The sequence below is a fragment of the Novosphingobium ovatum genome, from assembly GCF_009909235.1.
GTDB classification, from domain to species: domain Bacteria; phylum Pseudomonadota; class Alphaproteobacteria; order Sphingomonadales; family Sphingomonadaceae; genus Novosphingobium; species Novosphingobium ovatum.
This window is the reverse complement of sequence record NZ_JAAAPO010000002.1, coordinates 225,503-248,491: the sequence shown is the minus strand read 5'-3', so window position 1 is coordinate 248,491 and position 22,989 is coordinate 225,503. Positions and strand designations below refer to the sequence as shown.

Here is a 22,989-nt window from a genome sequence, read left to right as displayed (position 1 = left end):
GCGCCCTCCCCCCAAACCGATTACTTGGCCGCCAGATCGCGCGCCACGCGGAAACCCAGATGGTTGTTGCGCGCCGCAATCGGGTCGCCGATGCGCTGGGCGACATGCATCGTCCAGTCCATCAGGCTCCACCCGCCGCCACGCACATTGCGCAGTTTGCAGTCCTGATCGGCGTCCCATGCCGATCCATCGGTCGGCCCGCCCTTAAGCGTGGCGTGATGGCAATCGGCCACCCATTGCGCGGTGTTGCCAGACATGTCGTGCAGGCCGAAACGGTTGGCCGGATATGCCCCCACCTCGGTCGTGCGGTCATAGACATTGCCGTAATTGGCATAATCGGGCGACACCTTTGCCCCCCACCAGAACACCGTATTGGTGCCCGCGCGGGCGGCATATTCCCACTCGGCCTCGGACAACAGGCGATAGCGCTGGCCGGTCTTTTTGCTGATCCACGCGACATAGGCCATCGCGTCGGTATAGTTGACATTGATCACCGGGCGGCGGCCGCGGCCCCAGCCATTGTCATCCGGCCGATAGCCATTGCAGCCGCCATCGGCCACACAGGCATCCCATTGGGCAAAGGTCACCGAATAACGCCCCACGGCAAAGGGCTTGGCGATGGTGACGCGGCGCTGGGGCCCTTCCATCGCGTCGAACATCTTCCACACACCCGCCGAACGGTTCAGCGCCGGGGTTGATCCCATGATGAAGCTGCCGGCCGGGATCACCACCATTTCGGGCAGGTCCGCGCCATCGGCAAACACCGATCCGGGGCGCAGCGCCGGAAACGGCGGCAGGGGGCGGGCCTCGATGATGGGGATGCCGTCGGGGCCGATGGCGGGGCCATGGGTGGACTTGGGCACGAGTTTGCCCGGTGCGCCTCCGGCGGCCATGGCGGCTGACGCGCCCAGAACCGCCATCGCGGCACCACCGGCCATGGCCAGTTGCTTGAACATCTTGGTCATCAGGCTTTCTCCTCCACAGGTCCGGGGCCAAAGGCGTTGGGATCAACCACCGGGGCGGCGGCCGCATTGGGGTCCACCGGCGGGGCCGGATCGATCAGATCGGCGGCCGAATTGGCGCGCGCGCTAGCGATCAGCCGGTCCATCAGGTCGATGGTGCGCGCCGCGTCATGCCCCGTCACACAGCGGTGCGGACGCCCCCGCACGGCAGCGGCGAATTCGGCCAGCTGGTTGGTGAAATAATGCCCCAGGCTGCGCCCGCCCATCACCCGGCCATCGCGCACCACGCCGGGTTCGGGCTGCACCAGCAATTCGCGGTTGAAGCGCAGGAACTCGCCATCCTCGATCTCGACCACGCCGTTCGAGAAATGCAGCACCTTGCGGTCGATGATGCTGGGCTGGTTGTAGCTGATGTGGATGCTGGCCAGACGCCGCCCCGGATAGGCCATGATGATCATCGCCTCGTCCTCGCCCTGCCAGCCCGATTGCCAGCGGGCGGCCTCGACATGAACGCGGATGGGGTCGTCCGCCCCCATGCACAGCTGGACAAAATCCAGCGAATGGGGCGCGAACAGCGAGAGGATCAGGCCTTCCTCGCGCGGCTTTGTCGCCCACCACGGCGCCTGCGGGCCTTCCCAGCGGACGCAGCTGCTGACCTCGACCGCGCGCAGCGTGCCGAAATCGGCCCAATGGTCGGTCAGGTAATGGAAGGCCGGACCTTGACGGAAAGTATGCCCCACGGCCAGCACCACGCCCGCCGCGTCCGCCGCCTGCGCCATTTGCCGCGCGACCGCGCCGCTTTCGGCCAATGGTTTTTCGATCAGGGCGTGTTTGCCCGCCGCGATCGCGGCCAACCCCTGCTGCGCGTGCAGGCCATTAGGGCTGGCGATCAGCACCGCCTCGACCTCTGGCAGGGCCAGCGCCGTGGCCAGATCGTCAAACGCCTGCGCCCCAAACGGCGCAGCAGCGGCCTGCGCAGCCGGTAACGTGCGATCGACCGTCGCCACCAGCCGGACCGTCCCGGCCAAAGCCTGCACCGCGGCCAGATGCGCGCGCGAAATCCGCCCGCACCCAACCAGACACAGCCCGACAGGCTGCTCGCTCATGCTTCAATCTCCTGTGAAATCCGTGGCTTGTCAGCCGGAATGCAAAACCACACCAATGCCGCCGCGCACCATTTGGCAACGCCGGGCAGCACGGTATAGGCAAAGATGATGCCGTTGATCGCGGCCTGCGACTGGGGCACGCCCGCCTTGGCCGCCGCCGCGTCAAAGCCTGACCAGGCCAGAATATTGCCCACCACCAGCGTCCCGCCAAAGGCGATTCCGGCCTTTTCGATGATCGACCAGATGGCCGAATAGGTGCCCGCGCGGTCCTCGCCCATGGTGTCGCGGGCGTTGGCGATGGCGTCCGACAGCATCGAGAGCACCATCACCCCCCAGCCGGTGTTACACAGCCCCAGCCCGGCGGCCAGGACATAGGCCCCCCACATCGGCAGATCGACGGCAAAGCTCCACAACATCATCACCGCGCCATGGCCGATGGCGGCGAGCAGATAGGTGTTCTTCTTGCCCAAACGATTGGCCACGCCCACCCAGAACGGCGATCCGGCCATCACCACGGCGGCCATGATGGTGGACAAAATGCCAATCTGAACAAAGGCATCGGCGCGTTTCATCGCGTAGGTTACGAAGAAGGCAAAGCTGGCATAGGAGATGCCCGCCGCGATCGTCATCACCACCGCGCTGGCGCACAGAGCCATATAGCGACGATCTTTCAATACTTTGGGCAGATCTGCCAGCGCCAGTGGGCGGGCGATGGTGCGCGGTTCGGGGATGGCGCGGGCGTGCCACCACCCCACCACCAGCGTGGCCGAACAGATCGCCCCCAGCACCGCCGCCGCCGTGACATAGGCAAAACGCCCGCCGCCCAGCGCATGGATCAACACCGGCACCCCGGCCGAGCCAAGCAGCACCCCCACCCCGGTAAAGCCGTGGCGCCAGCCCATCAGTTCCGTCCGTTCGGCGGGGTCTTCGGTCATGCTGGCGAATTGGGCTAGATAAGGCACTGAAAAGGTGGAGAATACCGCCATGTAGATGCTGAAGGACGCGAACACCCAGACGACCATCGCGCCCGTCTCCATCTGGGGAATGGCAAAGGAGGCCAGCATCGCAAAGGGCGCCGCAATCCCGCCGATCAGCAACCACCCCCGCCGGGCAAAGCGCCCCGCCAGACGATCGGACAGCATGCCCACGCCCATATCGAACGCCGCGCCAAAGAACACCTTTGGCACAAAGATCGCCAGCCCGGCGATGTCGGGCCGCAGACCCAAAATTGTTGTCAGGTAAAACAATAAGAGCAGGCTTGGAGCGTCTCTGAACAACTGTCCGGCGATCTGGGCGATGCCGAAACCGGCTTTGGTTTGCCAACGCAGGCCATGGCGGCGCGGGGCGGCGGGAATCATGGGTGCCGCCGCCCCGGTTTCGGGTATGGCGGCAACAGGCGCGGGCGCGCTGGTCACGGGTCTTTCTCCAGGGCTTGCCGGGGTTTTGGTGCGGGCGCAGCGATCAAGGCCACCCCCACAGGCAATGCCGTTGACGGGCAGAATGCCACCCATCGTCCCACCGCCCCACCCCCGCGCATTTTTGACCGACCTGCGAACAGTCTGACGGCTTTGCCTGTTGCGCGGCCACGCCTTGCGGTGAAAGGAGTGCAACCGGTGGCACATTTTCCTGCCCCCGCCCCTCTCGCAACGGAAACGCCCCGCCGATGCCGCCATCTCCGCCCCTTGCCCATGACGGCGCGCCGATCCGGCGAGCCTATACGCAATGCCGCTATGGCCACATGCATTACCGTGAGGCCGGGTGGGACCATGACGCCACCCATCCCCCGGTGGTGATGCTGCACCAGAACCCCTCGTCGGGGTTTGAATTTGAACCGCTGATCGCGCAATTGGGCCTCTCGCGCCGGGTGATCGCGCTGGACACGCCGGGCCATGGCATGTCCGATCCGCCGCCAGCGCCACCGGGGATCGCGGGCTATGCCGCGGCCTTTGCCGATGCGCTGGACGCGCTGGAAATTAACGGCCCGGTGGATCTCTATGGCTTTCACTCGGGCACTTTGCTGGCGGTGGAACTGGCACTGGCGCGCCCTGCGCAGGTGCGCCGCATCGCGCTGACCGGCATCCCCATGTATCCGCAGGACAAGCGCGCCGCGCTGTTGCACGATGCGCTCACCTTTCCCGCGCCCGATGCGCAGGGCGAGGTGTTGCTGGGCCTGCTGAAAAAGCTGTGGGCCTATGTGGTGGAGCAGCGCGCCCCCGGCATCCCGCTGGACCGCGCCATCGCCCATTTTGCCGACAAATCCGCCATTCTGGACCGCTACACATGGGTCTATCGCGGGGTGTGGGGGTATGATTACGCCCGCCTGTCTGCCCTGACCCAGCCGGTGCTGGTGCTGCAACCCGACGAACCGCTGACGCCCCCCAGTCGAGAGGCCTTTGCCCTGCTGCGCGCGGCGCCGGGGCGCGACCCAGCCGACACCCTATGGCGCGATCTGCCCGATCTGACCCGAGAAATCTTTGATTCCGCTCCCGAAAGGCTTTCCCGTGAACTATGTGACTTCTTTGCTTGAGACTGACCTGCCGGTGGCGCAGATCTCGCATTCGGTGCTGCACCCCGATTTCATCGCCGCCGAGGTGGCCAAGCGCTATCCCGTCACCGGCACGGTCGAGGCGTGGCTGCTCTATCGCGGCATGAATGACGTATATCTGGTCAAGGACGCGACCACGCGCTTTGCCCTGCGCGTCTGGCGCAAGACGTATCGCGATGTCGATGACGTGGCCTATGAGTTGAACTTTCTGGCGTTCATGAAGAGCCGCCAGTTCCCCGCCAGCGTTGCCGTGCCCCAGCATGACGGATCACTCTATTGGAAGGCCGCCACCCCCGAAGGCCCCCGCGCCATCGCCATGTATGACTGGGCGCCGGGCAAGAAGTTTGGCGAATGCCTGAGCGAGGACAGCGCCCACAAGATCGGCGCGGCGCTGGCCCGCATGCACCTGCTGGGCAATGAATGGGCGGGTGAAGGTCACCAGTTCACCACCAAGACGGCCAAGGATTACAACATCTGCATGCCCGCGCTGGTCGATTTCGTCTATGACCGCCCCGATGATCTGCGCGACTATCCGATCATCGCCGCCAATCTGGACAAGCGTCTGGACGAGCTGGCCGCTGCTGGCGTGCCGCTGGGCGTGTGCCACCGCGATTTCCACCCCAGCAATGTCCATGTGGACGATGCTGGCACGATCACCCTGCTGGACTTTGACGCGGCGGGTGAGGATTTCCTGATGCAGGACGTGCAGAACTACGTCTGGGGCAACCTGTTCTATGGCTTCTCGGATGCCTATGGCGTGGCGTTCGAGGAAGGCTATCAGACCGTCCGCCCCTTCACGCCCGAGGAAATCGCCAACAAGGAGCTGTTCCTGATGGCCAAGGCGCTGCGGCTGGTCGCCGGCATGGCCGAATCCAGCAAGGCGGTGGGGCGTGGCACGCTGCGCTTCCGCAATCTGGACTGGCTGGGCGATTATGTGAAAACCCGCGCGCGCGGCTGCGGCTTGCTGTAAGGTCAGTTCCATGCACGCCCCCGCATCCGCGCCTGACGCGCCCACCGCCGCTACTGACACCACGCCCTGGCCTGCCCCTGCGGCGGCCTGGGGCATGGTGGGCCTGCTGTTCCTGGCAGGCGTGTTCTCGGTGGTGGACCGCGCCATCCTGAACATGGTGGTCGATCCGGTGCGGGCCGATCTGGGCATATCCGATGCCCGCATAGGCCTGTTGCAGGGGCTGGCCTTTGGGCTGTTCTATGCCTGCATGGGTGTTCCGATGGGCCTGTTGGCCGACCGGGTACAACGCCGCCGCCTGTTGATGGCGGGCATCGGCCTATGGAGCATCGCCACCATCGCCAGCGGCCTTGCCCACAGCTTCGGCCAGATCTTTGCCGCAAGGCTGCTGGTCGGGCTGGGCGAGGCGGCGCTGGGGCCATGCGCGATCTCGCTGATCGCCGACCTGTTCGCCCCCGACCGCCGAGGCCGCCCGATCAGCCTGTTCATGATGGGCCAGTCACTGGCGGCGGGCATTGCCATCTGGTTCACCGGGCGCGTGCTGGCGATGTCGGCGGCGGGCGATTTTGCCGGATGGCCGGTGCTGGCGGGACTGGCCCCGTGGCGCACGGCCTTTGTGCTGGCGGGTGTGCTGGGGCTGGTGGTGGTCGCCGGATTTGCCATGGCGCGCGAACCGGCGCGGCGGCAATCGGGCGTCACCGTGGCTCAACCCACATTGGCCGAATGCGGCGCGTGGTTCTGGCAAAACCGGAGCGTGATGCTGCCGCTCTATCTGGGCTTTGCGCTGGTGTTTGTCGCGGCCTATGGCGCGGCCAGTTGGCAACCGGCGATGCTGATGCGCGGATTCCATCAAACGCCCGGCTTTGTCGCCGCGTGGCTGGCGCCCACCTCCATGGCGTTTTCCGCCGCTGGCCCGCTGATCGGCGGATGGCTGGTGGATCGCGCCGCGCGCAGCGGCCGGGTGCTCTCGCGCCATGCCATCCTGCGGGTGGTGCCGCTGTTGGCGCTGCCCTCGGCGCTGGCCGTGGCGGTGGGCGATCCGCGCGTGGCGGCGGTGCTGGTGGCCTCTGGCAATGCCATTTACGCGGTGCTGGGCACGGTGATGCTGGCCACATTGCAGGCCATCGTCCCGCCCCGGATGCGCGGTACGGCGGTGGCGCTGACGCTGGTGTTCAACACGCTGATCGGGGCGTCGCTGGGCCCGCTGATGGTCGGCGCGATTACCGACAATGTGCTGGGTGATCCGGCGCGGGTGGGGCTGTCGATCGCGCTGGTGGCGGTGCCCGCGCTGGTGCTGGGCGCGATCAGCTATGCGATGGGGGCGGTGGCGATGGCCCGCGCCCTGACGCGCGAAAGCGAACCGGCCCTGTTGCTCAAGGCGGCCAGCGGGGCATAACCCCGCTGGCGCACGCGCATCAGGCCGCGTTCCACACCGGCGCCAACAGGGCGGCCGGATCGCGGTGGACTTCGGGACGGTATTGCTTGGTTGCGGCATGCCAAGGCTCTGGAATGCTGGCAAAGCTGGCACCCTGCTGGCCATAGCCGATGGCCATCATGTGGCCGGGATGGTCGCCCATCTCCAGCCAAGGGCGCCAACTGCACACATTGGTGAAATTGACGTCCGATGTCACATGCCGCGCCCCCTTGGCCCCCAGTGCCGACAGGCTGGTGCGGAAGGTGTTGCTTTCCGAATAGCGGAACGGCTTGGGCGCGCCGGGGGCCTGCATCGCGGTGCGGCTGCGCTCGGTAATCCAGACGTCATTGCCGCGCACGACAAAGGGCATGATCTCGTGGTTCAGGGTCATGCCGGGGATGGCGCGGGCGATATGCAATTCCAGATCCGGGCCAAAGAAGGCGCGGCTGGGCGGCAGGCCACCCATTGGCACCTTGATCACCTTGCCGTTGAAGGGGTTGGCCCATGTTTCCAGCGCCTTACCGGTTTCGATATCGGTGAACCAGGCGATCTCGCCGCTGACCATTTCAAACCCGCCCGCATAAGCCCCGCTGGTAATTGGGCGGTGGCGGGCAAAAACGGCCGAATGGACGTTGAAGATTGGCGTCAGCGCGCCCTCGATCACAGCGTAATAGCGCGCCGCGCACCAGCTGGAGATCAGCCGGTCATCCAGTGATCCACGTACCATCTGGAAATGGCGCAAGCGGCCAGCAGGGCTGGTCAGATCCAGCGGCGCGGGCGCGGCCGACAGGGCGCGGGGCAAGGCCGCCCCTGCCCCGGCCGCTGCCATCAGGCCCATCAGCGAACGACGGGGTAATTGCATCACGATCATCCTTTGGTTGGCGGTCAGGCGATGGTGCCAGGGCGCGGCGCGGCGGCGGTCAGCGCGCGCAGGCGAGCCCCCACCTCGGTGCCGATGCGCGCGGTGTCGGGCAACCAGTCAAATCCGGTGATCAGGAAATTGTCGATCCCCGCGTGATAGTAACGCAACAGCGCGGCGGCCAGCGTGTCGGGGCTGCCGACCAGACACATCACCTGAATGCGGCCCTGTGTCGCCGCAGTCAGGCCCGTCCACAGGCAGGGATCATCGCCCGCCGCATCGGCCTGCGCGGCCTTTTGCGCCACGTCCAGCGCGGCCGCGCCAAGCTCGCGGCCCAGCAGGCCTTGCGCGGCCTGCCGCGCCTCGACGCCGCGCAACAGGTCGGTGGCGCGGTCCCATGCGGCGGCATCGGTATCGCCCACCACCAGACGCATCGACATCGAGAAACGCGGGCGGCGGTCATGCCTGCGCGCCTCGGCCTCGATCGTTGCGACCTGCGCGGCGGTCTGCGCCACGCTGCCCGGCCCCAGCGCATAGACATCGGCCAGTTCCGCGCCATATTTCAGCGCCAGTGGTGACGTGCCCGCCCAGAACACCGGGATATCGCGCCGGACGGGCTGCACCTCGGTAAAGGCCTGTTCGATGCGGTAATAGGGACCGGTGTGGTCAAATGGCGCATCGGCCGCCCACATCCGGCGCAGGATGCGGATATATTCCTGGCTGCGCTCATAGCGCTGATCCTTGGTCAGCCAGTCGCCATCGTTGCGCGTTTCCAGATCGGAAAAGGCGGTAATGATATGCACCCCCGCCCGCCCGCCGGACAATTGGTCCAGCGTGGCCAGCGCGCGGCCCGCCATCGTCGGCGCGATGAAGCCGGGGCGGTGCGCCACCATCAGTTTCAACCGCTGCGTCGCGGCGGCCACCCATGTGGCGTTGACCAGACTGTCGGACGAGCGCGCGTTCTGTCCCACCAGCACCCGGTCATAGCCTGCCGCCTCATAGGCGCGGGCCAGTTCCGCGACAAAGCCGGGGTCATAGCGCGGTTCATTGCCCACGCTGGCCTCGCTGCCACGGGTGGTGGCGATCAGGCCGACGATCTCGATCGGGCCGATGGTATTCATCGCATGTGATCCCCTCTAACGGCGGCTCAGGCCGCGTCTTCGTGCAATTGGGCCGGGTCCAGATCATAGCCTGCCACGATCAGCACCGCCCCCAGCAGTGCACCCGCCGGAATGACCGCCAGGCAGAGCTTGATCCCCCAGATCGCGCTGGCCGATTGGGCGACGCCGCCCCCCGCCACGCTGGGAGCATAGCCCATGGCGGCCAGTATCCACCCCATCAGCGCCAGCGCCAACGCCGAGGACAGCTTGTCAAACAGCGTGGTGAACCCGGCAAAGGCGCCTTCTCGGCGCTCGCCGCTTTGGATATAATCATACCGCACCGCATCCGACAGCATGGCATAGGCGCACAGGATCATCCCCCCCGAGGCCAGCCCGACAATCACCCCGCGCGCCACCAGCACGGCATAGCCCTCGGTCGGGGAGGCGGTCAGCCAGGCCAGTTGCATCAGGGCATAGACGCTCATCGCCCCCATATAGCCCGCCTTTTTGCCGATGATCGCGGTGGCGCGCACCCACAATGGCATCGATCCAACCGTGGCGATGGTGGCAATGAAGAAATAGCCCGCAAGCCAGCCATCGGCCGCCCGCCCATTGCCGGGGAACAGCACATAGCGGCTGAAATAGGCCATGGCGGACGACCCGATCGCCGTCCCCAGCAGCAACAGCACATGCGCCATCGCCAGTGTGCGGAACGGCCGGTTGGCCCATGCCAGAACCGCCTGTCGGCCCAGCGAATAGCGTTGGCGGGCGGCGGCAGGGTCTGGCAGCGTGCGCGGCGCATCGCGCAACAGCCACACCGCCAACAGGCACACCACCAGCACGATCCCGGCAATCACCAACGCCATATGCAGATGCGCCGCGCGGCTGGTGCCCCACACCGCCAACAGCTTGGTCGGCAGGACAGACCCCACCAACATGCCCAGCGAATTACCCAGTACGCGCCACGCCATCAGCCGGGTGCGTTCATGATGGTCGCTGGAGGCCTCGACCACCATGGCAAAGCCCGGGATGGTCAGCAATGTGTAACCGGTGGCATGAATGACCAGCGCCAGCGTGACAAAGGCCTGCGCCATCAACACACTGCCGAAATCGGGCGCGCCAAACACCATCGCCACGCCTAAAGGCATCGCCAACCCGCCCGCGAACAGGAACGGCAGCCGCCGCCCCCAGGTCCGCCGCACCGGCCCATCGCGCAGATTGTCGCTCCACGCGCCGACCGCCGGGTCCAGCAGGCCGTCATAGATCTTGACCACGGCAAAGATGATGCCGGCAATCCCCGCGGCCAGACCCATATTGTCGGTCAGGAAACGCAGGCCCAGCACGGTGACGATGTTCTGTGCCGCCGCATGGCCCAGCGGGATCAACAGCGAGCCACAGCGGATGCGCCACAGGCTGCTGGAGGGCGGGAGAGCGGGCGAGGACGCGTCTGCGCCGGTTGCGGTATGCGTACTGGCCATGGCCGATCCTTGCCCTCCGGGATTCTTGATATGGATCAAGAATGTCGCGAGATGGGCCGGTCCGGGATGGCGCTTTGGCTCTCACCGCACAGCGGATAGCGGTGGCACTTTTGCCGCGCGCGGGCAGAAGGACACCCCCTGCCCGCGCGGATCAGGATCAGGGGATGTCGACCAAGCGCGAGTTCACCACGCCCGCGCCGATGCGCATCGCCTTGGCGTTTTGATAGCCGTCCGATGCGATATAGGCGCGCGCCGTGTCGGCATCGGAGAAACGGATCACGACGATTACCTCGTTCTCCAGCGCCTCGCCCTCGAACACCTCCAGCACCTTGCCACGAATGATATATTCGCCGCCCATGCTGGCGGCCACCTCGGCGGCGGCCTTGGCATAGGGGCCGAATTTGGCGGGATCGTCGATGCGCACGGTGGCGATGATATAGGCGGCCATGTCTCTCTCCGGTTGGGGCGGCGGTGCGCCCGATGGAATAGCCCGCCTTGGGTGCCGCAGCGCGGGCGGGCGCGGCATGGGGCGCGGCGGCATTGTTCGCTCTGCGGTCATGGCGGCACCCACGGACACACGAAAAAGGCCGGAGGTTTCCCCCCGGCCTTTCCCTTGTACCCTGTGGATACAGGCGTCAGATCAGAACTTGACCTTGGCCTGGATGCCCAGCGTGCGCAGTTCGGGCAGACCCACCAGAACGGCCGAGTAATAGGCCAGGCCGGTCGGGAAGGTGTAGTTGTCCGAAATGCTGTTGTAGGTGTGGTTGTTGAACAGGTTGTTGGCGAACACTTCCAGGCTCACGTTGCCCTTGGTGATGCCAGCACGCATGTTGAACAGGTGCAGGTCGGGGGTGCGAACCACGTTCGCCTCGTTCGACCACACGCCCGACTTGTAGATCCAGTCGGTGCGCCAGAACCACTTGCTGTCGGTCAGACCAGCGACTTCACCGCCAAAGGTGATGCCCATGGTGGCCGAATACTTCGAGGTGTTCTTCATTTCCTTGCCACGGAAATTAAAGACACCCGTCAGCTGGCTGATGGTCGGCGCGCGGTAGTCCAGAATGCGGCTGGCGTTGATCGCGGCGGCGCCGTCGATGGTGATCAGGTCGTTCACCTTCAGGGCGAACTCGCCTTCAACACCATACAGGTCCACCGAACCGGCGTTGGCCGAAGCGGTCACAAAGCTGTAGCCGGTGGGCGTGGTGGGCGTGACCGGAACCGCTGCGATGATGGTCACCGCGTTGATTTCGTTGCGCCATTGCGAGTAATAGGCCGCAGCCGTGTAACGCAGACGGCCGTCCAGCGCCTTACCCTTGATGCCGAGTTCCCAGTTGGTCAGCTTTTCGGGCTGCACCGCCAGCACACCACCTGCCGCAGCGGCAGCCGCCTGAACCGTGGCGCTCTGCGACAGGATCGAGGTGTTGAACTGCGCCGGGTTCACACCCTTGGCCCACGAAGCATAGACCATCAGGCGCGGCGTGATCTGATAGTTCAGGATCGCGCGCGGCGTGAAGTTGCGATAGGTCGCCGAGGTCAGCAGCGCACCGGGGGCATAGGTGCCGGCCGGAATGAACGTGCTGGCTGCGATCGTCTGACCCGAAGCGCGGGCATAGGCACCCAGCGCGTCGATCTGGTAACGCCCTTCGAAGCTGGCCGAGAACTGCGACGTGATGTCATAGGTCAGACCGAAGAAGATACCGGTCGTCTTGTTCTCGCTCTTGCCACCGGCAATCAGCGTCGCCGAGCTGAGCGTGGCCACGTTGCCGCCACCGCCGGAATACTGGCGCGCGTCAAGGAAGCTGACGCCAGCCATCGCGTGGATCGGACCATGGGCATAGCTCAGACGGCCTTCGACCGACCAGTCCAGCGTCTTGCGCTCGATCAGGTAGGGGAAGTCATAGCCGCCCGTATAAACCGTACCGGTCGCCGACTGGGTGATCGAGTTCAGATTGGTCGAGTCCAGATCGATGAAGGTCGACCACACTTCGCGGTTGTAACCCGCCAGCACCGAAGCCGTCAGATCGCTGGTGATCTTGTAATCGGCCGTGGCGTGGGCGTGGTGCGTGATACGGCGCAGGCCATAACCCTGCACGCTCTCGTTGGGCGAAACGATGCGGTTGGCCGACTGGTTCAGGAAAGAACGCACAGCATCGGTGGTCGTCACGTTCATCGAGACCGGGTTGATCAGCGAAGGCGTGATGCCGCAGATATACGGATTGGTGACCGAGGTACCGTTGGTGCCCGAACCATTGCTGTAGCCGGTGAACGAGCAGTTCGACTGACCCTGAACGATCTGCGTGCCAGTCGTGGTCGAGGGCACACCGCCGTTGCTGTACACGCTGGTGGCGTACAGGCGAGCCTGCGCCGCAGGACCGTCATTGTCCTCGCCGCGCATGCCGAACACCTTCAGGGTGAAGGCCGGGCTGGGCTTGTACACGATCAGCGCGGTGGCGGTGACCGAGGCCTGATCGCCCAGCGTCTGGCCGCCATTGGCGTTGATCCACGAACCCGACTTCGAGAACTTGTCGCCGGTGATGCGGAAGGTCAGCACGTCGCCGATGATCGGGCCTTCGACCGAACCCGACAGGCGCCAGTTGTCGTGCGTGCCGACCATGCCGGTCAGCGTGCCCGTCCAGGTGCTGCTGGGGTTCTTGTTGACGACGTTGATGGCGCCAGCAAAGGTGTTACGGCCGAAATAGGCGCTCTGCGGGCCCTTCAGAACTTCGACGCGCTCCGGGTTCGAAATCGCGGTGAAGGCCGAGGGCGAGGCAACCGGCGTGCCGTCGATGAACAGCGAGGTGGTGGTCGCCAGCGTCGTCGAAGGCGTGAAGCCGCGCAGCACGACCTGCTGGAACGAGCGGTCGGCGTGACCGGACGAGCTGTTGTTGATGTTGACGCCCGGCGTTGCCGAGGCCACGTCCTGCATCGAAACGATGCCGCGCTGCTCCAGCGCTTCGCTGGTCATGGCGGTGACGGTGACCGGCACCTTCAGAATGTCTTCGCCACGCTTACGGGCGGTCACGACGATGCCACCCTGGGCATCGTCGGCAGCCGGAGCAGCCGGTTCGGCGGCAAAGGCGGGCGTTGCCAGAGTCATGGCGGCAACAACGGCGATGGCCGAAGCCGATGCCGTAACGAAAGCCTTGGTTTCGCGAATTTTCATACGATCCCTCACTGTGTAGAATCCAGACGGGTGGATTCACCGCGCCTGATTTGTCCCTGCTGCTGGATTTGGGTTTGATTTTGTTTTGATTTTTATCTTTTGGCTTCAGTGGCAGTGCAAAATCCCAACGCCTTGAACGTCCAACCACGACCGCTGTGCCCCACCATGACCGTTACAGCCACATGTGCGATCCATCTGATCCGCAGCCATCCCCGGCGTGTGATCGATGATGATGTACTCCCCTGTTGCCTCGAACGATTCCGCTTTGTGAACCGGCCATGAGAAAGTGCGCTTTCATTTGTCATGTTGGCGTAGGAAATACGGCGTATTCGCCTGTCGGATTCCTGTCCCGGCTGCCCGTAATCGGCTAAATTCCGGGTTCCGCCCCATATTATGTCATAAACATCGGCCAAATGGCGGAAATCGAGGGGCCGGCCGCCGCCAGCCCCTCGATCCGGTGAAAAAGCCGATCAGATCTTCAGCTTCACCTGCACACCGATTGTCCGCAGATCGGGCAGGCCGACAAAGGTGGAGGAGTACTGATTGGCCCCGGCGAACAGGCCGAACACCCCGGCCGGGTCCAGAATCCAGTTACCGCTGATGCTGGTATAGGTGTGGTTGTTGAAGATGTTGTTCACGAACACGTTGACCGAGACCGGACCACGATCCACCCCAACGCGGGTGTTGAACAGGTGCAGGTCGCGGGTCTGGACGGTATTGGCCTGATCCGACCACATCCCCGACTTGTACGTCCAGTCCGTGCGCCAGAACCACTTCGCATCGCCCAGCTGCTTGACATCGCCGCCCAGCGTGATGCCGATGTTCGACGAATACTTCGAGGTATTGGGCATTTCCTTGCCACGGAAATCGGTGATGCCCGAATAGACACCCGCCGCCGTGATCGCGCCGTTCACCGCGTAATAATTATAGCGCGAGGCGTTGACCGCACCGGCCGCATCGATGGTGATCAGGTCGTTGACCTTCCAGAACACCTGCCCCTCGATGCCATACAGATCGACCGAGCCGGAATTGGCGTTACCGCTGTAAAGCCCGCCATTGCTGACGAACGAGATCGAGGCGACCTGGTTGCGCCACTGGGCATAATAGGCCGCCGCGGTATAGCGGATCGCCCCGTTCAACAGCTTGCCCTTGAGACCCAGTTCGTAGTTGGTGACACGTTCGGGATCGACGGCGGCCTTCAGCCCCAGCGTGGCGGCCTTGGTCTGCGTGGCCGCGTCCCAGCTGCTGATGTTGTTGAAGGTCGACGGGTTCACGCCCTGCGCGAACGAGGCATAGACCATCGTGTCGGGGTCGATCTGATAGTTGACGATGGCGCGCGGCAGGAACTTGCGGAAGCTCTTTTCCGCGCTGGGGGTTGCCACGCCATAGGTATAGGTCGCCATGGTATCGACCTGATACCGCCCTTCAAAGCTGGCCGAGAGCTGATCGGTGATGTCATAAGTCAGGCCGAAATAGGCGCCCAGCGTCTTGGACGTGCTGGGACCATAGATCGAATAGGAACCCCCAAACAGCGAGCCACCCAGCCCCTGATTGGCCTTTTGGAAGATGTAGCTGGCACCCACCACGCCGCGCAGCGGGCCATGGGTAAGGTTAACCCGCCCCTCAACCGAGGCATCGCGGTTCTTTTGGTCAACCAGATAGGCCCAGTCATAATAGGGCTGCAACGAGGCCATGCCCGGATCGGCGATGCCGCTGGTGTCAAAGCCGTCGAGGTCGATCATCGTCGACCAGCTTTCTTCGTTGAAGCCCGCCAGAAGCGTGGCGCTCACTTCGGGGCTCAGCTTGTATTCGATGTTGGCGTGGGCGTGCTTGGTGTGGCGCAACAGGCCGTAGTCGGTGATCGCATCACTGCCCGACAGGTTGCGGGTCAGGCCCGACATCCAGCTGCGCATATTGGCATTGACGGTGGTGTTGGCGCTGACCGCATTGACCAGATTGGGCGCGGTGCCGCAAATCCACGAATAGCCCGCCGCCGTGGTGCAGTTCGACTGGCCGGCCAGCGCCAGCGAGCCATTGCTGTTGTACACATTGCGCGTCACCAGACGGGTTTGCGCGGCCGGACCATCACGGTCGGTGACATGCATGCCAAACAGCTTGATCGTCAGGCCACTGACGGGCTTGGCCACCACCAACAAGGAGAAGTTGCTGCTCGACTGATCGCCCAGCGTCTGCGAGGGATTGGCGGCATTGACCCAGCTGCCCGATTTGGAAAAGCGGTCGCCGGTGGCGCGGAAGCTGAGCACGTCCTCGATCAGCGTGCCTTCGAGGCTGCCCTGTACGCGCCAGTTGGCATGGGTACCGCCCATCACACTCAGGCTGCCGTGCCAGCCCGACCGCGGCTCCTTGTTGACCAGATTGATCGCCCCGGCAAAGGTGTTGCGGCCGAAATAGGCGCTTTGCGGACCTTTGAGTACCTCGATCCGTTCAGGGTCGGAAATCGAGGTCAGCGCCGAGGGCGAGCCCACCGGCACGCCGTCGATGAACATCGAGGTGGTGGTACCCAACACGCCATAGGGGGTAAAGCCGCGCAGCGACACTTCCTGGAACGAGCGGTCGGCATGGCCGGACGAGTTGTTGTTGATGTTGATGCCCGGCGTCGCGTTGGCCATGTCGTTCATCGAGACGATACCGCGCTGCTCGATCGCCTCGCTGGTGATGGCCGTGACGGTGACGGGGACTTTCAGGATGTCCTCGCCGCGCTTGCGGGCGGTGACGGTGATGGTGCCCGGTTCGGGCGCATCGGCGGCGGGGGAAGGCGCAGGGGCGGTCTGCGCCGCTGCCGGGGTAATCGTGCCAGAGGCCAAAGCCGTGGCAAGGCTCAGCGCGGTCAGCGCCGTCAAAGACGAACGAAGCTCCATGTTAGTATCCCTCACGTGAAAAGTTGACATGACAAAGCAACCCCAAAAGACGCGCCAGCGCCTCCTGCGTTACTTAACATATTGTTTTTTATATTTATTGTGCCGCTGACCCATCTATGGCGCTGCCAATTCAGTAAACACCATACGCGGTTAGGCGTAATGCGCGGACCGTCTGCACTATGATCGGGCCACGCATGCATCCACATTTGACAGCGTGAGACAAATGCCAGACGCCCGGCGGGAAAATTGTAACATCAACATTCTCATCGACTGTCGGACAACAATACCTATGTCGCGCATGAACACGTGTGCCGGGCAACCACGGCTCCGGGCGCACGAAAAAGGGCGGCCCCGCGCGGGACCGCCCTTTTTGTCATCGTCCGCCAACCGTGAGGCGGCGGCCCGCGCCTTACTTCAGCGTCGAGAGATAGGCGATGATCGCCTTGCGCTCGGCCGCGTCCGACACGCCGGCAAAGGCCATCGCCGTGCCCGGCACCATGGTCATCGGACGTGCCAGCCACTTGTCCAGATTGGCGTTGTTCCAAGTCAGCTTGGCCCCGGCCAGCGCGGCCGAATAACGATAACCCGGCTGGCTGGCCGCAGCCTTGCCCACCACGCCAAACAGCGTCGGGCCAACCTTGGCCGGCGCGCCAGCGGTGGTCGCATGGCAGGCCATGCACTTCATGAACGCCTTCTTGCCGGCGGCCACATCGGCCGGCGAAGCCTTACCCTGAGCCATGGCGGGCGAAGCGGCCAGCAAACCGGCGGCACCCATCACAATCATCGCAGCAATACGCATGTCAGCTTTCATCCCCGTACCTGCGCGGCGCCATTTGACTGGCGCGCGCGTCATAAAAACCTGTGCCCGGGCGCATAGCCCAAAGCGAATGCGATTCCAAACAGCCGATCGCTCTGCCTGTCGCATGCATCCTGCATTCTGCCGGATGAACCACAGCTTGCCCGGCCAATTGCACAGAGCGAAATCGCGTCCTGTCCACCTGTCGGAGGCGCGCGGCGCATCGCGTTGCCGTGCGGCCCCATGCTGCCAGCCTGCGCCCCGACACATCCCATCCACGGAGCCACACCATGACCATAGCCCCCCTGCCCATCGATCTGGACGGCGCGCCCGCCACGGCGGTGATCACCACAGCGGATGGCGGATCGACCTTGGTACCGGTGGCCCTGCCGCTGGCGCGCAAAGACACCGATGCCGATGGCAAGGCGCAATGGCACGGCGTCCACCCCGCCAGCATGTGGGGCATCGCCCATGGCGCCGCCACCGCATTTGGCGATTGGCATGTCTCCACCCTGCCCGCGCTGTCGATCGTGCTGGCGGGCGGCTGGGAGATCGAGACAACCGACGGCATGACGCGCCAATTCACCCCCGGCGAAGTGCTGGTGACGCTGGACAACACCGGGCGCGGCCACCGCTCGCGCACGCTGGATGGTCCCTGTACCAGTCTGGGCGTCTGGCTGACCGAGGAGGTCGCCGCAAGCCTGCGCAACGCGGCGGGCGGGTTGTGACCGCCGCGTGATCCAGGCCGGGGCGTGGCTCAGCGTCCGCCCCCGGCCGTGCCCGGCGCAGCCGCCGTGATGCGGTCCAGAAACGCCTTGGCCGCCGTGGCGCTGGGAGCGCTGCATTCCTCGGGCATCATGTGGCCGCAATTGGCCATCACCACCAACGCCTTGTCCGCGCTGCCCAATGTCCTGAGCGTAGCCTGACCGTCCTTTTCCAGCGGGACCTCCGGGTCCTTGTCCGACCACAGCACCAGTGCGGGCGCGCGGATCGCCGCCAGATCAGCGGGCGTGCCGGCAAAGGGCGGCGCCCCCCCCACCTTGAACTGACGCGGCCAGCCTTGGGCGCGGTTGTTCAACTCGGTCCATTCACGCACCAGATCGTCAGATACCTTGGCCGGGTCGGCAAAATTGCTGGTCAACACGCCGCGCCACAACGCCTGCGTGTGCCAGCCCTTGAACCACGGATCGGTGGCCAGCACCGCGCGGAACCACGGGCCGTAATGGGGCGGGCGCATGACGATCGGCCCGGCCGCGATGTTCGACAGGATCACGCCCGTCAGGCGTTCGGGATGGGTGGCGGCATAATGTGCCACACCCTCGCCGCCGCTGCTGGTGCCAACGATGGTGAACCTGTCCAGCTTGAGCTGATCGGCCAGCCGCGCGATCAAGTCGGCCTCAGCCGCGCCCGTGTACAGCCCCTGCGGGTTTGGCCCCGACAGCCCCATGCCGGGCCGGTCAAAACGGATGACGCGGTAATGGCCTTTCAGCGCCTCGGCCCAGCCATCCCACATATGCACCGAGGCAAACGAGCCATGGACCAGCACCACCACCGGCCCCTGCCCTTCGTCCACCAGATGCAGCGCCTGATCGCCCACCGTGATATATTGCGACTGGGGATAGCCATAGCGGGCGCGCATCTGCGCCTCGTCGGGTTTCAGCATCCCGCTGCGCGCCGCCAGCACAAAGCCGCCCGCGCCCAGCGCCAAGGCGGCCACGCCCAGCGTCAGCTTGCGTCCCCAGCCCATCAGCGGGCGCTCCGGCGCGCGGCAGGATGGGCGCGCAAATAGGCCGCCACACGCACCGCCGCATTGGCGCGGATATCGGCATAGAACAGCCCGACATCATGGAAATGCATGACGCCACCGGGCAGCGGGTCCAGCCCCAGCCCCGGCGCCAGTGTCACCACCAGATAGCCATCGTCACAGGTCGCCGCAACGGCCTTGGCCTTCAACGGCTGCATCGCGCCGAAACCGGGCGATCCTGGCACCGCGCCACGCGCCTGTGCCATGGTGGACGCCGGACGCTTGCGGTCAAAGGTGATCGGATTGACGCACAAGGTCCGCTTGCCCGGATTGTCGCCATATTTCGCGACATAGGTCGATTGCGCCCGCTCGCGCGCCTTGGTCAGGTCGGTGCCTGCCATCATCGCGTTCCATTGCAGGCCACAGCCGGTCTGGGCAGGCCTGTCGCAGATCGGCACATGCTTGAACCGGCGGCCAAACTCGCCCTCACCGATGTTGATACCGATGATATAGGCCGCCACCATCCGCTTTTGCAGCGGCGTGCCATCGACGCGCCGTTCCAGCAGGGTGGCGGTGTGGAACGCCCCCTGCGAATGACCCGCGATGATAAAGGGACGCCCGTTCAGCTGTTTAAGGAATACGTCAAAGGCGCGCTCGATATCGGAATAGGCCAGTTCAAACGCCGCCGCCTGCACCGCCGGATCGGCAAACACCGCAAAAGACGCCGCCCGATAGCGCGGCGAGAACACGTTGCAGCAACCGCTGAACACGCCGCCCTGACGCGCCACAACGCTTTCATCCGCCCACTTGTTCGCCTGTGGGTTGCGGGGATCCTGATTCAGGTCCAGCGGCCCGCCGCGAAAAGTGGTGGGGTGGATATAGAACACGTCCACCTTGGCATGGCGCGCGATGGGCGAGGCACCTGCGGGCAAAGTCGCCGCTGCCTTCAGCCCGCCAAAGCCTGCCGCCCACATCGCCGGGTCGGCATAATCAGGCGCGGGCGGCGCGTTGCGGGCGACATCGGCAACGGTGGGCTTTGGCGGTACGGCAGGGGCCACCACGGGGGCTGCGGGCGCGGCCACCGGCGCCGTCTGGGCGATCGCTTGCCCCGCACAGGCAGACATCGCCAGTCCTATCGCCAGACGCGAAAGCTTCATCATTTGTCCCCAATCGCTGCGCCGCATTATCGCACGCGGCCTTGTTTCCATGCTGCATCCTGCCGGGCCGGGCCGCCACCTCAAACGCGGTGGCGGGCCTGTCCGACAGGCGGTGTTGCGCCTATCCGCCGTAACGGTACGGCGCGCGCGCCAAGGTCGCCACCGGATCACGCAGCAACGCCGGATCATAGGCATCAACCATCGCCCGCCAATCCTGCGGCATGTCGGCCAGACTGGTCGCCTTGCCACCGATGCCGCGCATCACCACCATGCCGGGGCGCTCGCCCATCTGCATCCAGCGCGACCAGCTGGACACGTCCGACAGGTGCAGCATCGCGGGCGCGCTGGTCACGCGCGGGTCCAGTGCCACATCAGCCTGCGCGTAAAACAGCGCCACGTCATTCACCACCCGGTCGGCGGCGTTGGGCGTCACCACCCGCGATTGCGCGCGATAGGGCAACATCACCTTGTCCCCCGAGACATAGGGCGGATCGGGATAGGGCGAAAACTCCAGCCGCGACCCGGCAAATTCGCTGGCCACCGTTGGCACGCCATCGGCCGAATAATGGATCACCTGCGGCCCCACCGGCGCAAAGGGCACCGGCACCTGTGCCCCGGTAAAGGGGTTGGTGAACTGGGTCATCCGCTCGCGCCCGCCGGGCATCATGCGAAAGCCCATCTCGATCTGGCGGATGTCAAACCCGCCATCGGGCCGCCCCGTCACCTGCTGGATGGAGCCAAAGCACATGCCGTAAAGCGGCGTCAGCACGCTGTTGACGGCAGCGAAATATTCGCCCCTGATCCACCAGAACACCAAGCCGTCATCGGTGCGATAGCGGATACGGCGGATCACCTGATGGCGCACCGCCGGATCGGTCAGATCGGGCGTGGCGGCCAGCGCGCGCGGGGCCATCCCCAGCGCCGCCACACCCACCCCCGCGCCCAGCCCGGCGCGGATCGCCCCGCGCCGGTTGATCGCCCCCGTCATCAGGCCCGGCCGGCGATTTCGATCGCCACGCGCTCGCCGCTTTCCATCGCGGCTTCCATGCCATAATCGATGCGGCGGGTGTGTTCGCCGGCAAAGTGCATTACCTGCCACGGCGTGTTCATCTTGCGCGCATAGGCGTTGACATGCCCCGGCGCCAAGCTGAAGCCACAGCCGCGCTGCAGCGGATCGCGCGCCCAATCCTTGTAGGTCCGCACCTTGACCAGCCCCTTGGAAGCGGGGCGCAGGCGGGCCAGCTCGTCCAGAATGAACTGGATCGCTTCTTCATGACCATAGCGGGCAATCGCCGCCCCCACGGTGCCCACCATCACCACCATCGCGCGGTGCTGGCCTTCACCGGTGTGGTTGTCGATTGCCCAGAACATGCCGATCGGCCCGTCGGTGGAAAAGCTGGGCGCCATGCCGTCGTCCTTCCAGAACGGCCGTTCGACATGCAGGTACAGACGCGCCGTGTTGGCATAGGGCATGGTGGTAATCGCCTTGCGGGCGATGGGATTGGGACGCCCGTTGATCGTCACGTCACGCAGCATGGTGAAAGGCAGCGCCGAAATCACAAAGCGCCCGACATAGACCGAACCATCCGCGCAGGTGACAGTGCCCGACTTGTCGGTCAGGTCGATCTGCTTGACCATCTTTTTCAGGCGCACCGCATCGCCCAGGCGGGCGGCCATCGCCTTGGGCAACTGGAACGTGCCGCCCTCGATGTTCGAGATTGAGGCCAGACCGTTGATCAGCTTGTGGTCGTTTGCCTCGCCAAAGGGGTGGTCGCGGCGCGAAGGCTCGGTGCCCAGACGGCGGTCCAGCGCGCCGCGCGTCTCTTCCTGCCACATGCGCAGCATCGAGGTCTGGTCAACACCAATCCCCGGCGAGGAATATTCGGCCAGCTTGATCGCCGCCTCGGAATGGCCCTTTTGCTGCATCAACTGGCGCAGCGAAATGTCCATGCTGGCGTATTTGGGGTCCAGCCATTCGTCCAGTTCCTTGAGCGGATTGTATTTATGGACAATCGACGAGCCCATCAGGTGCGGAGGAATGTTGCGCTCCTCGCCCACGGTCAGATTCAGCGGGTTGGCCGCCCATGTCTTGGGATCGATCCACTGGTCATACATGTGGACGCCAAAAGTCAGCAGGTCGCGGTCCTCGGGGATCAGCTTCAGGCCCAGTTTCTGGCAGGCGTCGATCACGCGGGCATAGCCGCGCCCGACCTGACTGGCCCCCACGTCCAGCGGACCATCGGGCGTGTCGACCGTGCGCACGCGGCCGCCGACCTTGTCGTTGGCGTCCAGCACGATCACCTTCATGCCCAGATCCTGCAACAGCATCGCCGCATTCATGCCCGACAGGCCCGCGCCTACGATCACCACATCGGCCTTTTCGGCCTTGGTCACGCCCGCCAGTGACGGGCTGGCCATCAGCGAGGCGGCGCCCAGTGCACCAGTGCCCAGAAAATTGCGACGATTCAACATCTCACATCATCCCCTATTTGCACAGCCGTGCAGCCGGCGCGGTCCTGCGCCACGACGGCCCCGCCGTGCCAGCGCCGCCCCAGCATAGGCCGGTTGGCGCGCGGAACCTTGATCCATTTCACACGAGCCAAGGTGAGAGTGCACACCCCCCGCTGACGAGGGATGCCCGCGCATTCCCCGCAGGGCGGATAGAGCGCCCAACCACACAAGGCCAGTGACAACGGTGGCATGTTTCCGCGCCCCGCACAGGCACGAGGCATGAACCGTTGGGGGACAAACCACCACCTGTCGCGCCGTTTAAAGCGCCACCACGCACAGGGAGAACGCTGGTCCTATGCCAGCCAACC

General features: G+C 65.0%; 18 protein-coding genes. 4 read left to right on the top strand and 14 right to left on the bottom strand.

Translation table 11 applies throughout. The features are described from left to right. Window positions 1–20: 20 nt before the first annotated feature. Genes GTZ99_RS05350 through GTZ99_RS05340 form a run of 3 tightly spaced genes read right to left on the bottom strand, consistent with a single transcriptional unit; the run spans window position 21 to window position 3,483 of the window. Window positions 21–965, bottom strand: a complete 945-nt coding sequence (locus GTZ99_RS05350; RefSeq protein WP_201742384.1) for a formylglycine-generating enzyme family protein — start codon at window positions 963–965, stop codon at window positions 21–23. Then, the gene (locus GTZ99_RS05345; protein WP_161717256.1) at window positions 965–2,068 is read right to left on the bottom strand and encodes a Gfo/Idh/MocA family protein; all 1,104 of its coding nucleotides are present in this window, start codon (window positions 2,066–2,068) and stop codon (window positions 965–967) included. Before GTZ99_RS05345 ends, GTZ99_RS05350 begins: the two co-directional genes overlap by 1 nt. Next, entirely contained in the window at window positions 2,065–3,483 is a 1,419-nt protein-coding gene (locus GTZ99_RS05340; protein WP_161717255.1) for an MFS transporter, read from the bottom strand. The genes GTZ99_RS05345 and GTZ99_RS05340 overlap by 4 nt, the downstream gene beginning before the upstream one ends. A gap of 248 nt (window positions 3,484–3,731) precedes the next feature. Here GTZ99_RS05340 and GTZ99_RS05335 point away from each other — a divergent pair, with 248 nt between their 5' ends. From GTZ99_RS05335 to GTZ99_RS05325, 3 genes are read left to right on the top strand one after another with little or no spacing between them, the layout of a single operon-like run. Then, the gene (locus tag GTZ99_RS05335; protein WP_161717254.1) at window positions 3,732–4,595 is read left to right on the top strand and encodes an alpha/beta fold hydrolase; all 864 of its coding nucleotides are present in this window, start codon (window positions 3,732–3,734) and stop codon (window positions 4,593–4,595) included. Next, window positions 4,579–5,583, top strand: coding sequence for a phosphotransferase enzyme family protein (locus GTZ99_RS05330; RefSeq protein ID WP_320076639.1), 1,005 nt, complete (start codon window positions 4,579–4,581; stop codon window positions 5,581–5,583). Before GTZ99_RS05335 ends, GTZ99_RS05330 begins: the two co-directional genes overlap by 17 nt. Window positions 5,584–5,593: 10 nt before the next feature. Next, on the top strand, window positions 5,594–6,976 hold the full coding sequence (locus tag GTZ99_RS05325; RefSeq protein WP_161717252.1) for an MFS transporter: 1,383 nt from the start codon (window positions 5,594–5,596) through the stop codon (window positions 6,974–6,976). Between the two features lie 19 nt (window positions 6,977–6,995). On the opposite strand, the gene GTZ99_RS05320 is transcribed toward GTZ99_RS05325, so the two are convergent. The 7 genes from GTZ99_RS05320 to GTZ99_RS05290 all read right to left on the bottom strand — a co-directional run bounded on the left by GTZ99_RS05320 (window position 6,996) and on the right by GTZ99_RS05290 (window position 17,272). After that, window positions 6,996–7,856, bottom strand: a complete 861-nt coding sequence (locus GTZ99_RS05320) for a DUF1838 family protein (RefSeq protein WP_161717251.1) — start codon at window positions 7,854–7,856, stop codon at window positions 6,996–6,998. A gap of 23 nt (window positions 7,857–7,879) precedes the next feature. Continuing rightward, entirely contained in the window at window positions 7,880–8,974 is a 1,095-nt protein-coding gene (locus GTZ99_RS05315; RefSeq protein ID WP_161717250.1) for an LLM class flavin-dependent oxidoreductase, read from the bottom strand. A gap of 26 nt (window positions 8,975–9,000) precedes the next feature. Further along, window positions 9,001–10,431 (bottom strand): MFS transporter, encoded by a 1,431-nt coding sequence (locus tag GTZ99_RS05310; RefSeq protein WP_161717249.1) that lies wholly within the window; start codon window positions 10,429–10,431, stop codon window positions 9,001–9,003. Between the two features lie 157 nt (window positions 10,432–10,588). Continuing rightward, window positions 10,589–10,879: a DUF1330 domain-containing protein gene (locus GTZ99_RS05305; protein ID WP_161717248.1), complete on the bottom strand. Its 291-nt coding sequence runs from the start codon at window positions 10,877–10,879 to the stop codon at window positions 10,589–10,591. Window positions 10,880–11,071: 192 nt separating this feature from the next. Continuing rightward, window positions 11,072–13,594: a TonB-dependent receptor gene (locus GTZ99_RS05300; RefSeq protein ID WP_161717247.1), complete on the bottom strand. Its 2,523-nt coding sequence runs from the start codon at window positions 13,592–13,594 to the stop codon at window positions 11,072–11,074. Between the two features lie 470 nt (window positions 13,595–14,064). Continuing rightward, window positions 14,065–16,473 (bottom strand): TonB-dependent receptor, encoded by a 2,409-nt coding sequence (locus tag GTZ99_RS05295; RefSeq protein ID WP_161717246.1) that lies wholly within the window; start codon window positions 16,471–16,473, stop codon window positions 14,065–14,067. A gap of 409 nt (window positions 16,474–16,882) precedes the next feature. Next, window positions 16,883–17,272, bottom strand: a complete 390-nt coding sequence (locus tag GTZ99_RS05290; RefSeq protein WP_227711114.1) for a c-type cytochrome — start codon at window positions 17,270–17,272, stop codon at window positions 16,883–16,885. 287 nt (window positions 17,273–17,559) lie between these two features. Between GTZ99_RS05290 and GTZ99_RS05285 the strand changes: the two genes are divergently transcribed. Further along, window positions 17,560–17,997, top strand: a complete 438-nt coding sequence (locus tag GTZ99_RS05285; protein ID WP_161717244.1) for a cupin domain-containing protein — start codon at window positions 17,560–17,562, stop codon at window positions 17,995–17,997. 29 nt (window positions 17,998–18,026) lie between these two features. Here the strand turns inward: GTZ99_RS05285 and GTZ99_RS05280 are convergent, their stop codons facing one another. The 4 genes from GTZ99_RS05280 to GTZ99_RS05265 form a co-directional block, all read right to left on the bottom strand. After that, window positions 18,027–19,016: an alpha/beta fold hydrolase gene (locus tag GTZ99_RS05280; protein WP_161717243.1), complete on the bottom strand. Its 990-nt coding sequence runs from the start codon at window positions 19,014–19,016 to the stop codon at window positions 18,027–18,029. Next, complete coding sequence (locus tag GTZ99_RS05275) at window positions 19,016–20,173, bottom strand: DUF3089 domain-containing protein (RefSeq protein WP_161717242.1); 1,158 nt, start codon at window positions 20,171–20,173, stop codon at window positions 19,016–19,018. The genes GTZ99_RS05280 and GTZ99_RS05275 overlap by 1 nt, the downstream gene beginning before the upstream one ends. Window positions 20,174–20,291: 118 nt before the next feature. Further along, on the bottom strand, window positions 20,292–21,158 hold the full coding sequence (locus GTZ99_RS05270) for a DUF1838 family protein (RefSeq protein ID WP_161717241.1): 867 nt from the start codon (window positions 21,156–21,158) through the stop codon (window positions 20,292–20,294). Continuing rightward, window positions 21,158–22,642, bottom strand: a complete 1,485-nt coding sequence (locus GTZ99_RS05265) for a flavin monoamine oxidase family protein (RefSeq protein ID WP_161717240.1) — start codon at window positions 22,640–22,642, stop codon at window positions 21,158–21,160. Before GTZ99_RS05265 ends, GTZ99_RS05270 begins: the two co-directional genes overlap by 1 nt. Window positions 22,643–22,989: the final 347 nt, after the last annotated feature.

What these genes read in the sequence shown, in the direction of transcription:
- GTZ99_RS05350 (WP_201742384.1), bottom strand. Translation starts at nt 965, where the DNA reads ATGACCAAGATGTTCAAGCAACTGGCCATGGCCGGTGGTGCCGCGATG.
- GTZ99_RS05345 (WP_161717256.1), bottom strand. Translation starts at nt 2,068, where the DNA reads ATGAGCGAGCAGCCTGTCGGGCTGTGTCTGGTTGGGTGCGGGCGGATT.
- GTZ99_RS05335 (WP_161717254.1), top strand. Translation starts at nt 3,732, where the DNA reads ATGCCGCCATCTCCGCCCCTTGCCCATGACGGCGCGCCGATCCGGCGA.
- GTZ99_RS05325 (WP_161717252.1), top strand. Translation starts at nt 5,594, where the DNA reads ATGCACGCCCCCGCATCCGCGCCTGACGCGCCCACCGCCGCTACTGAC.
- GTZ99_RS05320 (WP_161717251.1), bottom strand. Translation starts at nt 7,856, where the DNA reads ATGCAATTACCCCGTCGTTCGCTGATGGGCCTGATGGCAGCGGCCGGG.
- GTZ99_RS05315 (WP_161717250.1), bottom strand. Translation starts at nt 8,974, where the DNA reads ATGAATACCATCGGCCCGATCGAGATCGTCGGCCTGATCGCCACCACC.
- GTZ99_RS05310 (WP_161717249.1), bottom strand. Translation starts at nt 10,431, where the DNA reads ATGGCCAGTACGCATACCGCAACCGGCGCAGACGCGTCCTCGCCCGCT.
- GTZ99_RS05305 (WP_161717248.1), bottom strand. Translation starts at nt 10,879, where the DNA reads ATGGCCGCCTATATCATCGCCACCGTGCGCATCGACGATCCCGCCAAA.
- GTZ99_RS05300 (WP_161717247.1), bottom strand. Translation starts at nt 13,594, where the DNA reads ATGAAAATTCGCGAAACCAAGGCTTTCGTTACGGCATCGGCTTCGGCC.
- GTZ99_RS05295 (WP_161717246.1), bottom strand. Translation starts at nt 16,473, where the DNA reads ATGGAGCTTCGTTCGTCTTTGACGGCGCTGACCGCGCTGAGCCTTGCC.
- GTZ99_RS05290 (WP_227711114.1), bottom strand. Translation starts at nt 17,272, where the DNA reads ATGCGTATTGCTGCGATGATTGTGATGGGTGCCGCCGGTTTGCTGGCC.
- GTZ99_RS05285 (WP_161717244.1), top strand. Translation starts at nt 17,560, where the DNA reads ATGACCATAGCCCCCCTGCCCATCGATCTGGACGGCGCGCCCGCCACG.
- GTZ99_RS05280 (WP_161717243.1), bottom strand. Translation starts at nt 19,016, where the DNA reads ATGGGCTGGGGACGCAAGCTGACGCTGGGCGTGGCCGCCTTGGCGCTG.
- GTZ99_RS05275 (WP_161717242.1), bottom strand. Translation starts at nt 20,173, where the DNA reads ATGATGAAGCTTTCGCGTCTGGCGATAGGACTGGCGATGTCTGCCTGT.
- GTZ99_RS05270 (WP_161717241.1), bottom strand. Translation starts at nt 21,158, where the DNA reads ATGACGGGGGCGATCAACCGGCGCGGGGCGATCCGCGCCGGGCTGGGC.
- GTZ99_RS05265 (WP_161717240.1), bottom strand. Translation starts at nt 22,642, where the DNA reads ATGTTGAATCGTCGCAATTTTCTGGGCACTGGTGCACTGGGCGCCGCC.